The sequence below is a fragment of the Hydrogenophaga sp. IBVHS2 genome (assembly GCF_002127215.1).
Taxonomy (GTDB): domain Bacteria; phylum Pseudomonadota; class Gammaproteobacteria; order Burkholderiales; family Burkholderiaceae_C; genus Hydrogenophaga.
In genome coordinates, this window is record NZ_NFUT01000004.1 from 59,862 (window position 1) to 71,545 (window position 11,684).

The 11,684-nt window shown below is 72.3% G+C and carries 10 protein-coding genes; 1 reads left to right on the forward strand and 9 read right to left on the reverse strand.

From position 1 onward, the window contains the following. Positions 1–20: 20 nt before the first annotated feature. Together fdhF and CAP38_RS11065 are read right to left on the reverse strand one after the other, a co-directional pair. The gene (fdhF, locus tag CAP38_RS11060) at positions 21–2,810 is read right to left on the reverse strand and encodes a formate dehydrogenase subunit alpha (protein ID WP_086121473.1); all 2,790 of its coding nucleotides are present in this window, start codon (positions 2,808–2,810) and stop codon (positions 21–23) included. Continuing rightward, the gene (locus CAP38_RS11065; RefSeq protein ID WP_086121474.1) at positions 2,807–4,552 is read right to left on the reverse strand and encodes an NADH-ubiquinone oxidoreductase-F iron-sulfur binding region domain-containing protein; all 1,746 of its coding nucleotides are present in this window, start codon (positions 4,550–4,552) and stop codon (positions 2,807–2,809) included. The genes fdhF and CAP38_RS11065 overlap by 4 nt, the downstream gene beginning before the upstream one ends. Before the next feature lie 61 nt (positions 4,553–4,613). Here CAP38_RS11065 and CAP38_RS11070 point away from each other — a divergent pair, with 61 nt between their 5' ends. Continuing rightward, complete coding sequence (locus tag CAP38_RS11070) at positions 4,614–5,681, forward strand: substrate-binding domain-containing protein (protein WP_086121475.1); 1,068 nt, start codon at positions 4,614–4,616, stop codon at positions 5,679–5,681. Between the two features lie 18 nt (positions 5,682–5,699). On the opposite strand, the gene CAP38_RS11075 is transcribed toward CAP38_RS11070, so the two are convergent. The 7 genes from CAP38_RS11075 to CAP38_RS11105 are packed head-to-tail and all read right to left on the reverse strand — an operon-like array spanning position 5,700 to position 11,684. Beyond that, positions 5,700–6,380, reverse strand: coding sequence for a 2-hydroxychromene-2-carboxylate isomerase (locus CAP38_RS11075; RefSeq protein WP_086121476.1), 681 nt, complete (start codon positions 6,378–6,380; stop codon positions 5,700–5,702). After that, positions 6,377–6,595 (reverse strand): DUF1289 domain-containing protein, encoded by a 219-nt coding sequence (locus tag CAP38_RS11080; protein ID WP_086121477.1) that lies wholly within the window; start codon positions 6,593–6,595, stop codon positions 6,377–6,379. The genes CAP38_RS11075 and CAP38_RS11080 overlap by 4 nt, the downstream gene beginning before the upstream one ends. Continuing rightward, positions 6,592–7,113 carry a YbaK/EbsC family protein gene (locus tag CAP38_RS11085; RefSeq protein ID WP_086121478.1) on the reverse strand — a complete coding sequence of 174 codons (522 nt, stop codon included), beginning with the start codon at positions 7,111–7,113 and terminating at the stop codon, positions 6,592–6,594. The genes CAP38_RS11080 and CAP38_RS11085 overlap by 4 nt, the downstream gene beginning before the upstream one ends. 26 nt (positions 7,114–7,139) lie before the next feature. Next, positions 7,140–7,790, reverse strand: a complete 651-nt coding sequence (locus CAP38_RS11090) for a LysE family transporter (RefSeq protein WP_086121479.1) — start codon at positions 7,788–7,790, stop codon at positions 7,140–7,142. Positions 7,791–7,801: 11 nt separating this feature from the next. Further along, entirely contained in the window at positions 7,802–8,710 is a 909-nt protein-coding gene (locus CAP38_RS11095) for a hydroxymethylglutaryl-CoA lyase (RefSeq protein WP_086121480.1), read from the reverse strand. Positions 8,711–8,723: 13 nt separating this feature from the next. Continuing rightward, positions 8,724–9,644 carry a glyoxylate/hydroxypyruvate reductase A gene (locus CAP38_RS11100; protein ID WP_086121481.1) on the reverse strand — a complete coding sequence of 307 codons (921 nt, stop codon included), beginning with the start codon at positions 9,642–9,644 and terminating at the stop codon, positions 8,724–8,726. A gap of 27 nt (positions 9,645–9,671) precedes the next feature. Next, positions 9,672–11,684, reverse strand: coding sequence for an acetyl/propionyl/methylcrotonyl-CoA carboxylase subunit alpha (locus CAP38_RS11105; protein ID WP_086121482.1), 2,013 nt, complete (start codon positions 11,682–11,684; stop codon positions 9,672–9,674).

An 11,684-nucleotide genomic window follows, 5' to 3' on the forward strand; every position in this document is an offset into this window, starting at 1 on the left:
CCCACGGGGCCGTGCGCCATTCAGGCCGGCACGGTGGCCGGCCGCACGTCGACGGCGCAGTACTTGAGCTCGGCGATCTTGCCCACCGGGTCCAGGGCCGGATTGGTCAGCAGGTTGGCGGCCGCCTCGGCGTAGGCGAAGGGAATGAAGGCGGCGTCGGCCGGCATGCCGGCATCCAGCCGGACCGGCAGCTGCACGCTGCCGCGCCGTGAACGAACCCGGGCCGCATCGCCGGCGCCCAAGCCCAGCCGGGCCGCCGTGTCCGGGTGCAGGCTCACCACCGGGGCCGGCTCCAGGGCGTCGAGCACGGTGGCACGGCGGGTCATGCTGCCGGTGTGCCAGTGCTCCAGCTGCCGGCCGGTGATGAGCACCAGCGGGAATTCGGCGTCCGGCCTTTCGGCCGGGGCGCGCAGCTCGGCCGGCACCAGGGTGGCGCGGCCGCTGGGGGTGGGGAAACCGTCGGTGAACACCACCGGATGGCCGGGGTCGGCCTCGTCGGCCACCGGGTAGGTCACTGCCCCTTCCCGCTGCAGGCGGGCCCACGACAGTCCGGCTATGCTGGGCATCAGGGCGCGCATCTCCTCGAACACCGCGCCGATGCCCTGCCCCGCGTCGGCGGTGGCCGAGCCGTCCGGCGCGATGCCGTAGCCCCAGGGCAGCCCCAGGCGCCGGGCCAGCTGTTCGGTGATCCAGGCGTCGGCCCGGGCCTGGCCGGGGGCGGCCACCGCCTTGCGGCCGAGCTGCACGCAGCGGTCGGTGTTGGTGACGCTGCCGGTCTTCTCGGGCCAGGCGGTGGCGGGCAGCACCACGTCGGCCAGGGCGGCGGTCTCGGTCAGGAAGATGTCCTGCACCACCAGGTGGTCCAGGCCGGCCAGGGCCTCGCGGGCATGGGTGGCGTCGGGGTCGCTCATGGCCGGGTTCTCGCCCTGGATCAGCATGGCCCGGATGCGACCGGCGTGGGCCGCGTCGATGATCTCCACCACGGTCAGGCCCGGCTCGCTGCCCAGGCTGCCCGGGGCCAGGCCCCACAGGCGTTCGGCCTGGGCGCGCGAGGCGGCATCGCTGACCCGGTGGTAGTCGGGCAGCACCATGGGGATGAGGCCGGCGTCGCTGGCGCCCTGCACATTGTTCTGGCCACGCAGCGGATGCAGGCCGGTGCCGGGCCGACCGATGTGACCGGTGATGAGGGCCAGGGCGATCAGGCAACGGGCGTTGTCGGTGCCGTGGGTGTGCTGGCTCACCCCCATGCCCCACAGGATCATGCTGTTGCGGGCCCCGGCATAGGCACGGGCCACCTCGCGCAGGGTGTCGGCCGGAATGCCGCAGACCGGCGCCATGGCCTCGGGCGGGAAATCGGCCACATGGGCGCGCAGCTGCTCGAAGTCCAGCGTGTGGGCGGCCACATAGGCCGGATCGGTCAGCCCTTCTTCGATGATGACGTGCAGCAGCGCATTGAGCAGCGCCACGTCGGTGCCGGGGTGGAAGGCCAGGTGGGTGTGGGCCTGGCGGGCCAGCTCGGTGCGGCGCGGGTCGGCCAGCACCAGCCGGGTGCCGCGCCTGACCGCGTTCTTGATCCAGCTGGCACCCACCGGGTGGTTCTGCGCCGGGTTGGCACCGATCAGCAGCACGAAGTCGGCGTGCTGCACGTCGCGCAGCGGGTTGGTGACCACCGCCGAACCCAGGCCCTCCATCAGCGCGGCCACGCTGGAGGCATGGCACAGGCGGGTGCAGTGGTCGACGTTGTGGGTGGCAAAAGCGCTGCGGATCAGCTTCTGGAACAGGTAGGCCTCTTCGTTGGTCCCTTTGGCCGATCCGAAGCCGGCCACGGCAGCACCGCGCCCGGTGGCGGGCTGCCTCTCGCGGGCGCGACGCAGGCCGGCAGCGGCGGCGTCCAGCGCTTCGTCCCAGGTGGCTTCGCGGAACAGTTCGCGCCAGTCGCGCCGCTGCAGGTTCAACGGGTCCTTGGGCACGCCGGGCTTGCGGATCAGGGGCACGGTGAGGCGTTCGGGGCTGTGGGCGTAGTCGAAGCCGAAGCGGCCCTTCACGCACAGCCGGCCCTCGTTGGCCGGGCCTTGCGCACCTGACACATGCTGTATGCGCTCGTCGCTCACGTGGTAGGTCAGCTGACAGCCCACGCCGCAGAACGGACAGACCGAATCCACCTGCTTCTGCGCCGGCTTTGAAAACACGCCGTGCGCCGGCGCGATGGCGCCGGTGGGACAGGCCTGCACGCATTCACCGCAGGCCACGCAGGTGCTGGACCCCATGGAATCGGCCTGGTCGAAGACGATCTGCGCATGGCCGCCCCGGAAGGCCAGGCCCAGCACGTCATTGCCCTGCACGTCGCGGCAGGCGCGGATGCAGCGGGTGCACTGGATGCAGGCATCGAGGTTCACCGCCATGGCGGGATGCGACGCGTCCTGCCCCACCGGGGCGCGGGCCGGGAACCGATCAGCACGCGCCCCGACCTGTTCGGCCCAGTGCGCCAGTTCGCTGTCGTGCTTGAGGGCTGTGGTGGCGGGCGCATCGGCCAGCAGCAGCTCCAGCACGCTGCGGCGGGCGCGGGTGGCGCGGTCGGAGGCGGTGTGCACCACCATGCCGTCCACCGGCGCGCGGCAGCACGACGGGGCCAGCACCCGCTCGCCCTGCACGTCCACCACGCAGGCGCGGCAGTTGCCCGGGCTGCCCAGGCCGTCCCGGTGGCACAGGTGCGGCAGTTCGGTGCCACAGCGCTGCGCCACATCGAGCAGGCTCTCGCCGGGTTGCGCGGTGACGCTCTGGCCGTCCAGGGTGAAGTGGATCGGGCTCATGCAGCGCTCCCGTCCAGACCGGCGCCGAGGCCGGCTTCTTCCGGGAAGAAGCGCAGCACGCTGTCCATGGGGTTGGGCGCCGCCTGACCCAGGCCGCAGATGCTGGCATCGCGCATCACGGCCGAGAGTTCGCCCAGCAGCTCGGCGTCCCAGACCGGGGACTGCATCAGCTGCACCGCGCGGGTGGTGCCGGCCCGGCACGGCGTGCACTGGCCGCAGGATTCGTGTTCAAAGAAACGCATGAGGTTGAGCGCGGCATCGCGCACGCTGTCGGTGTGGCCCAGCACCACCACCGCCATGGAACCCACGAAGGCGCCGTGCTCGGCCAGGGTGTCGAAGTCCAGCGGCACATCGGCCAGCGAAGCCGGCAGGATGCCGCCCGAGGCCCCGCCCGGCAGGTAGGCCTTGAGCGTGTGGCCCGGCGCCATGCCGCCGCAGTGCTCGTCGATCAGCTCGCGCAGCGTGATGCCGGCCGGCGCCAGGTGCACGCCCTGCCGCGCCACCCGGCCCGACACCGAGAAACGGCGCAGCCCGCTGCGCCCGCGCCGGCCCTGCCCGGCCAGCCAGGCCCCGCCGTGTTCGACGATGGCCGGCACCCACCACAGCGTCTCCAGGTTGTGGGCCAGCGTGGGCCGGCCGAACACGCCATGCAGTGCCACGATGGGCGGCTTGAGGCGCGGCAGCCCGCGCCGGCCCTCGATGGATTCGATGAGCGCCGATTCCTCGCCGCAGATGTAGGCACCGGCGCCCCGGCGCAGTTCGATGCGCGGCGGCGTCCAGGCGGGGAAGCGCGCGCGCAGCGAGGCCAGGTCGGCATCGAGCCGGTCGAGTTCGGCCTGCAGCAGGGCGCGGGCGTCGTGGTATTCGTCGCGCAGGTAGAGCCAGACATGTTCCAGGCCCACCACCTCGGCAGCGATCAGCACGCCTTCGAGGACCTGCGGGATGCCCTCGGCCAGCACGGCGGCGTCCTTGAAGGTGCCGACCTCGCCTTCATCGATGTTGACCACGCCCATGCGCGGCCCGGGCTGGGCCCGCACCGTCTCCCATTTGCGCCAGGCCGGAAAACCCGCGCCGCCCAGGCCCCGCAGGTTGGACGCCTTGAGCTCAGCCAGCACCGCCTCGGCACCCACCTCGCCGGACAGCAGGCGCTGCAGCTGGGTCCACTGGGCGGGCACCGGCGCGGGCAGGGGCCGGGCCTGCACATGGCCCTGCTCGACCGCGTCGGCAATGGCCTGCGGCGTGGCCTGCGCCATCCGGTGCTGGCCCACGCAGGCGGCCGGCGCACCGTGGCACAGGCCGATGCAGGGTGCGGCCTCCACCGCCACCGGGCGGCCGTGCAGGGCCTGCCGGGTGGCGGCCAGCAATTCATCGGCACCCGCCATGGCACACGAGAGGCTGTTGCACACCCGCACGGTGATGGCGGGCACCGCGTCGGCGTCGTCGACGATGCGGAAGTGGTGGTAGAAGCTCGCGACCTCGAACACCTCGACCTGGCTCAGGCGCAGGTGCTCGGCCAGTGCGGCCAGCTGGCCCCGGCGCAGGGCACCCTCGGCATCGTTCAGGCGGTGCAGGTGCTCGATCAGCAGATCGGCGCGCGGCTCCAGCCCTGCGCACAGCGCCCTCACCCGGGCACGGGCGGCCGGCTCCACCTGCCGGCCCTTGGGCGTGAAGCCGGGCCTGCGGCGACCGGTGCCGGTGTCGGCGGGGTGGATGGGGATGACGGTGGACGGGGTCGGGCTCATGCTGCGCAGGGTAGCACCGGGGTGACCGCCCAATATGTACGTCTTTGCATAAACTCCGGCCATGCGCATCCAGCTCGATACCCGGTGGCAGATCGGCCCCGACGACGGCCCGGCCCTCGATGCCGGCGCCCTGCTCCAGCTGCTCGCCGGCATCCAGGCCAGCGGCAGCATTGCCCAGGCCGGGCGCGACCTGGGCCTGTCCTACCGCCATGCCTGGGGCCTGCTGCGGCAGGCCGAAGCGGTGCTGGGCCAGCCGCTGCTGGAACGCGGGCGCGGTCAGGGCTCGGTGCCGACCGAACTGGCGCAGCGCCTGGTGTGGGCCGATGCCCGCATCGCGGCCCGCCTGCAGCCCCTGCTGGAGACCCTGGCCGCCGAGGTGGAAGGCGAGCTCGGTCGGGTGCAGCGGCGCCGTCGCGCGGTGCCGCGCCTGCACGCCAGCCACGGTTTTGCGGTGGCCGCGCTGCGCGAACAGCTGGCGGCCCGGTCGGTGCGGGTGGAGGTGCGCTACCGCAACAGCCTGGAGGCCGTGGCCGCACTGGCCCAGGGCGACTGCGAGCTGGCCGGTTTTCATCTGCCCCTGGGCGAATTTCAGGCCGCGGCCGCCGCGCGTTATGCGCCCTGGCTGGACCGCCACCAGCACCGGCTGGTGCATCTGGCGGTGCGCACCCAGGGCCTGTTCGTGGCGGCCGGCAACCCGCTGGGGGTGCGGGGCTTGGCCGATCTGACCCGAAGCGGTCTGCGCTTCGTCAACCGGCCCGAAGGCTCGGGCACCCGGGTGCTGACCGACCTGCTGCTGCGCCGCCACGGCATCGCACCGCGCCAGGTGACGGGTTACGACAGCACCGAACTCACGCATGCCGCCGTGGCCGCCTTCGTGGCCAGCGGCATGGCCGATGTGGGCATGGGCGTGCAGACCGCCGCGCACCGCTTCGGCCTGCACTTCATTCCGCTGCTCAAGGAGCGGTACTTCTTTGCGCTGCCGGCCGATGCGCTGGACCGCGACGAGCTGCGGCCGGTGCTCGCGGTGCTGCGGTCCCCTGCGTTCCGGTCGCGGGTGGCGGGTCTGCAGGGCTACGACGCGGCGCGCACCGGCGAGGTGCTGACGCTGGCCGACGCGCTGGACGGCTGACGCCGATCGCGGGCGTCTTCAGCGCGGGCGCTGCACCGCGGCCGGCAAGGCGGCCGCCGTGTCCCAGGGGCCACCGGGTGCAAACCAGGCATCGCCCGCCAGCCAGGCCGACACCATGGGCAGGGCATCGAAGCCCCAGAACACCCGACCGTCCACCACCACCGACGGCACGCCGAACAGGCCCAGGGCCAGCGCGGCGTCGGTGTTGGCGCGCAGCTGCTGGCGCACCGCATCGCCCTGCGGGTCCTGCCAGGGGCGGCCGCATTCGGCCACGTGGGTCCGGAGGGTGGCCTCCAGCGCCTGCAGGCGGGCCGGGTCGCCGGCGTCGGCCCCGCCAGACTGCCACACATGGGCGAACAGCTGCGCCGTGACCCAGCGGCTGGTCTCGCCCGGGGCATCGGACAGGGCCGCGGCCAGCCCCAGGCGCAGCAGCGGCAGCGGGTTGAAGGGATGCGCCGCCGGCATCTGCAGCGGCAGGCTGTGGGCATGGGCCAGCCATTGCACCTGGCGGTAGGTCCAGTCGCGCTTGGGTGCGATCTCGGCCGGGCCCAGCTGCCCGTGCGCCTTGAGCAGGCCGGCAAACAGGATGGGCCGGTAATGCACCGCCACGCTGTGCCCGGCCAGCGCCTGCGGCAGCGCCAGGAAGGCCAGGTGGGCATAGGGCGAGATGGGGTCGTAGAAGAAGTCGATGTCCTTCATGGCGCGATCCCCTGCCGCGCCTCGATGTCGCGCCACACCGCCAGCTTGGCCTCGTCGTCCAGGCGGGACCAGGCGCTGATCTCGGTCAGGGTGCGGTGGCAGCCCACGCAGTGGCTGTTGCCATCGTCCAGCCGGCAGACCGAGATGCAGGGGGACGGCGCCACCACGCCGGGCTGACGCGCGCGGGCCGCCTGCAGGGTCACGGTGCGGCTCATGCAGCCTCCTGGGTCACGTCGGCCACCGGCGCGCCGGTGTAGCGCTCCAGCTCCTGCGGGGTGAGCGGGAACACGGCATGGGGATGGCCAGCGGCCGCCCACACCCGGTCGAAGCGGAACAGTTCGCGGTCGATCAGCACCACCGGCGGCTCCGCATGGGCCAGCGGCGAGACACCACCGATGGAGAAGCCGGTGCGCGCCTTCACGAAATCCGCATCGGCCCGGCCCAGCCTGGTGCCCTCGGGGCAGACCAGGGCCTGGACCTTTTTTTCATCCACGCGGCGGTCGCCGGAGGTCACCACCAGCACCGAGCGGCCGTCGCTCTTGCGGCGGAAGATGATGCTCTTGGCAATCTGGCCCAGGGCCACGCCCAGGGCATCGGCCGCCTGCTGCGCGGTGCGGGCCGCATCGTCGAGCATGACCGGTGCATGCGCATGGCCCAGCGCCGCCAGGGCCTCGGTGACGCGCTGCACGGCGGCGGTGGTGGAGGGGTTGGAGGGGGTGAGGGTGTCGCTCATGGGTGGGGATGGTAGCCAGACGGCCCTCAGCCGGCCCCGCGCTTGACCAGAAACAAACTCGCCCCCATGGCCATCAGCAGCCCGCCGAACACCCGGTTCTGGGCTTGGCGGGCCCGCGCGGTGGCCAGCCAGCGCTGGGCGCGCGAAGCCAGGAAGGCGTAGCCGTGCATGACGATCAGGTCCACGCCGATGGTGGTGACCAGCAGCACCAGCAGCTGCAGCCACAACGGGCGCGCCGGGTCGATGAACTGCGGCAGCACCGCCACCATGAACACGATGCCCTTGGGGTTGGTCACGTTGGTGAAGAAGCCGATGCCCAGGCGCTGGCGCACCGAGGGCAGCCCGGCCGAGGGGGCCGCGTCGGTGGGGCCGGACTCTTCGGGAGCGACCGCCACCGGCGCGCGCCACTGCCGCCAGCCCAGCCACATCAGGTAGGCCGCGCCCACCACCTTGACCACGGTGAAGGCCGTGGCCGAGGCCACCAGCAGCGCGCCCACGCCCGCACCGGCCACCAGCAGGATCACCGCCAGCCCGGCCTGCAGGCCCAGGATGGTGGCGCTGGCGCCGCGCACGCCGTAGGCCAGGCCGTGCGACATGGACAGCACCGCGCCCGAACCGGGCGACAGCGCAATGGCCCACGAGGCCACGAAATAAGCGATCCACACCTGCCATTCCATCGCGGTCTCCTTCAGGCGGCCCGGCGGGCCAGCAGCGCACGGCCCACGCGGGACGCGGTGGGCCGGCCGAGTTGTTCGCTGATCCAGGCGCCGGCATCGACCAGCGCGTCCAGATCGATGCCGGTCTCGATGCCCATGCCGTGCAGCATGAACACCAGGTCTTCGCTGGCCACGTTGCCGGTGGCGCCCTTGGCGTACGGGCAACCGCCCAGGCCGGCCACCGAGGCCTGGAAGTTCCACACGCCCATCTCGAGCGCGGCCAGGGTGTTGGCCAGGGCCTGGCCGTAGGTGTCGTGGAAATGCCCGCTGACCTCGTCGATGCCGTAGTGCCGCAGCGCGGCCTCCATGGCCGCCTGCACCCGGCGCGGCGTGCCCACACCGATGGTGTCGGCCACGTCCACCCGCTGCACGCCGATGCCCTTCATCAGCCCGGCCAGGTAGGCCACGCGTTCGGGCGCGATGTCGCCTTCATACGGGCAGCCCACGGTGCAGCTCATGGCACCGCGCACCGCCATGCCGGCCGCCAGCGCGGCTTCCACCACCGGCGCGAAGCGCTCGATGCTCTCGGCGATGCTGCAGTTGATGTTCTTCTGGCTGAAGGCCTCGCTGGCGGCGCCGAACACCACGATCTCGTCGGGCGCATCGGCCAGGGCCGCCTCGAAGCCCTTGAGGTTGGGCGTGAGCACCGAATGGCGCACACCGGCCGGGCGGCGGATGCCGCTCATGACGGCATGGTTGTCGGCCATCTGCGGCACCCACTTGGGGCTGACATAGCTGGTGACCTCGATCTCGGCCAGGCCGGCGGCCTGCAGGCGGTGCACCAGCGCGATCTTGACCTCGGCCGGCACCGGCTGCTTCTCGTTCTGCAGGCCGTCGCGCGGGCCGACGTCGATCAGGCGGACACGGGAGGGGAGGGACATGGACTTCTCCGGTTCAGTAGCCACGCACCGGATCGACCAGCCCGGCCACCGGCTCGCCGCGCTCCAGGCGCAGGATCTTGCCGGCGATCTGGGCGATGCTTTCGTCGCGCAGGGTGCGGGCCGAGGTGTGTGGCGTCACGGTGATGGCGGGGTGGCGCCAGAACGGGTGTTCGGGCGGCAGCGGTTCGGTGCGGAACACGTCCAGCGTGGCGCCGGCCAGGTGGCCGCTGTCCAGCAGCGCGATCAGGTCGTCGTCCACCAGGTGCGCGCCGCGCGCCACGTTGATGACATAGCCGCCCGGCTGCAGGCGAGCCAGGGTGCGGCGGTTGAGGATGTCGGTGGTCTGCGGCGTGAGCGGCAGCAGGTTCACCAGCACCCGGCACTGCGACAGGAAGGTGTCCAGCCGGTCTTCGCCGCTGTGGCAGACCACGCCTTCAATGGTGCGCGGCGTGCGGCTCCAGCCGTGCACCGGGAACTCGAACGTGGTCAGCGCCTTGGCCACCCGTTCGCCCAGCACGCCCAGGCCCATCACGCCCACCGCAAAGTCGGCCCGGCTGCGCGGCTTGCGGTAACCCCAGCGGCCCTGGCGGCTGTCGGCCTCGTAACCGTCGAATTCGCGGAAGTGGCGGATGACGGCATGGCACACGTACTCGGCCATCTGCACCGACATGCCGGCGTCGTCCAGCCGCACCACTTTCAGGTGCGGCGGCAGCTTGAGCTTGAGCAGCGCATCCACCCCGGCCCCGATGTTGAACAGCGCCTGGAGCTGCGTCTGCTCGTCGATGAAGGCCTGCGGCGGCGCCCAGACCACCGCGTGATCGGCCAATGGCGCGCCGGGGGCCCAGATGTCGATCTGCGCGCCGGGCAGCGCGGCCTGCAGGCCGGCCTGCCAGGGCTCGGGTTTGTTGGCGGTGAGGCAGAGGGTGATGCGCATGCGGCGAGCTTAAGCGCAGCAGCGCGATCAGTCTGTCACCAGCTGGAGCAGCGCCGCGCCCTCGGCCACCTGGTCGCCCGGGGCGTACAGCAGCTCGGCCACGGTGCCATCGGCCGGGGCGGTGATGGTGTGCTCCATCTTCATGGCCTCCATCACGGCCAGCGGCTGGCCCTGGCGCACCGCGTCACCCGCCTTCACGGCGAACGAGAGCACCTTGCCCGGCATGGGCGCGGTCAGGCGCCCGCCCTCGGTCGCCGTCTCGCCGGCATGGGCCAGCGGATCGACCACCTCGATGCGGGTGGCGCCTTGCGGTGTGAACACCTGCAGCGCCTCGCCGTGAACCCAGGCCTGGACGCGCAGACGCTCGCCGCCCCAGCGGACTTCGGTCACGCCGTCGGCCTGCACTTGCCACGACAGGGGCTGTGCTGCGCCCTCGCCCACCGCCAGCTGCAGGCCATCGCGGCCATAGGTGAGCCGTGCGGTCAGCGGCTGCTCGGCATGGCGGAAATCGAAGCGCCGCACCAGCGTGCCGTGCGAGCGGAAACCGTCGCGGCGCGAGAACGGGTCGGCCGTCTCCTGCGCCTGCTCGGCCTGCAGCCGGTGCACCACCGCCGCTGCGGCCGCCCGGGCGGCGCCCACCCGCTCCTGCTGGAACAGCACCGCCGCCTCGCGCGGGATCAGCGCCGTGTCCAGATCGGCCTGGGCAAACGAGCGGCTGGCCACCACATGGCGCAGGAACTGCACATTGTTCGGCAGGCCGACGATGCGGGTGTCGGCCAGCGCGGCATCCAGCCGGGCCAGCGCCTGCGCGCGGGTGTCGCCATGCACGATGAGCTTGGCGATCATGGAGTCGTAGTAGGGGCTGATGGCATCGCCCTCACGCACGCCGTCGTCGAAGCGCACCGCAGCGCGCTCGAAGGCCGCGTGCAGCGGCTTGCGGTAGACGCTCAGGGTGCCGGTGGCCGGCAGGAACTGGTTGTCCGGGTTCTCGGCACAAAGGCGCGCCTCGATGGCATGACCCTGCATCGTCAGCTGGTCCTGCTTGAGCGGCAGCGGCTGGCCGGCAGCCACGCGCAGCTGCCACTCCACCAGGTCCTGGCCGGTGATGGCCTCGGTCACCGGGTGCTCCACCTGCAGCCGGGTGTTCATCTCCATGAAGTAGAAGCGGGCGCGGCTGTCGTCGGCCCCCGGCCCTTCCAGACCTTCCACGATGAACTCCACCGTGCCGGCGCCCACATAGTTCACCGCCTTGGCCGCCGCCACTGCCGCCTGCCCCATGCGCTCGCGCAGGGCCGGCGTCATGCCGGGGGCGGGCGCTTCTTCCAGCACCTTCTGGTGGCGGCGCTGCACCGAACAGTCGCGCTCGAACAGGTGCACGATCTGGCCGTGCGTGTCGCCGAACACCTGGATCTCGATGTGCCGGGGGCGCTGCACGTAACGCTCCACCAGCACGGCGTCGCTGCCGAAGCTGCTGCGCGCCTCGCGCTGGCAGGAAGCGAGCGCGGCGTCGAAGTCGTCATCGCGCTCCACCACCCGCATGCCCTTGCCGCCACCGCCGGCGCTGGCCTTGATCAGCACCGGGTAACCGATGCGCTGGGCCTCGGCCCGCAGCAGGGCCGGGTTCTGGTCGGCGCCGTGGTAACCGGGCACCAGCGGCACGCCGGCGGCTTCCATCAGGCGCTTGGACTCGGCCTTCAGACCCATGGCCCGGATGGCGGAGGCCGGCGGTCCGATGAAGGCCAGCCCGGCCGCCGCACAGGCGTCGGCAAAGGCCTCGTTCTCGCTCAGGAAGCCATAACCGGGGTGGATGGCCTGGGCACCGGTGGCGCGGGCGGCCTGGAGGATGGCCTCCCAGCGCAGGTAGCTTTCCTGCGGGGTGTTGCCGCCCAGCGAAACCGCCTCGTCGCAAAGCGCCACGTGGCGGGCGTTCGCGTCGGCATCCGAATGAACGGCCACGGTGCGGATGCCCAGGCGGCGCGCGGTGGCCGCCACACGGCAGGCGATCTCGCCCCGGTTGGCGATCAGGATCTTGGTGAACAT

Excerpts from the sequence above, each read along its gene's own strand:
- fdhF (WP_086121473.1), bottom strand. The coding sequence starts at position 2,810 with ATGAGCCCGATCCACTTCACCCTGGACGGCCAGAGCGTCACCGCGCAA.
- CAP38_RS11065 (WP_086121474.1), bottom strand. The coding sequence starts at position 4,552 with ATGAGCCCGACCCCGTCCACCGTCATCCCCATCCACCCCGCCGACACC.
- CAP38_RS11070 (WP_086121475.1), top strand. The coding sequence starts at position 4,614 with ATGCGCATCCAGCTCGATACCCGGTGGCAGATCGGCCCCGACGACGGC.
- CAP38_RS11075 (WP_086121476.1), bottom strand. The coding sequence starts at position 6,380 with ATGAAGGACATCGACTTCTTCTACGACCCCATCTCGCCCTATGCCCAC.
- CAP38_RS11080 (WP_086121477.1), bottom strand. The coding sequence starts at position 6,595 with ATGAGCCGCACCGTGACCCTGCAGGCGGCCCGCGCGCGTCAGCCCGGC.
- CAP38_RS11085 (WP_086121478.1), bottom strand. The coding sequence starts at position 7,113 with ATGAGCGACACCCTCACCCCCTCCAACCCCTCCACCACCGCCGCCGTG.
- CAP38_RS11090 (WP_086121479.1), bottom strand. The coding sequence starts at position 7,790 with ATGGAATGGCAGGTGTGGATCGCTTATTTCGTGGCCTCGTGGGCCATT.
- CAP38_RS11095 (WP_086121480.1), bottom strand. The coding sequence starts at position 8,710 with ATGTCCCTCCCCTCCCGTGTCCGCCTGATCGACGTCGGCCCGCGCGAC.
- CAP38_RS11100 (WP_086121481.1), bottom strand. The coding sequence starts at position 9,644 with ATGCGCATCACCCTCTGCCTCACCGCCAACAAACCCGAGCCCTGGCAG.
- CAP38_RS11105 (WP_086121482.1), bottom strand. The coding sequence starts at position 11,684 with ATGTTCACCAAGATCCTGATCGCCAACCGGGGCGAGATCGCCTGCCGT.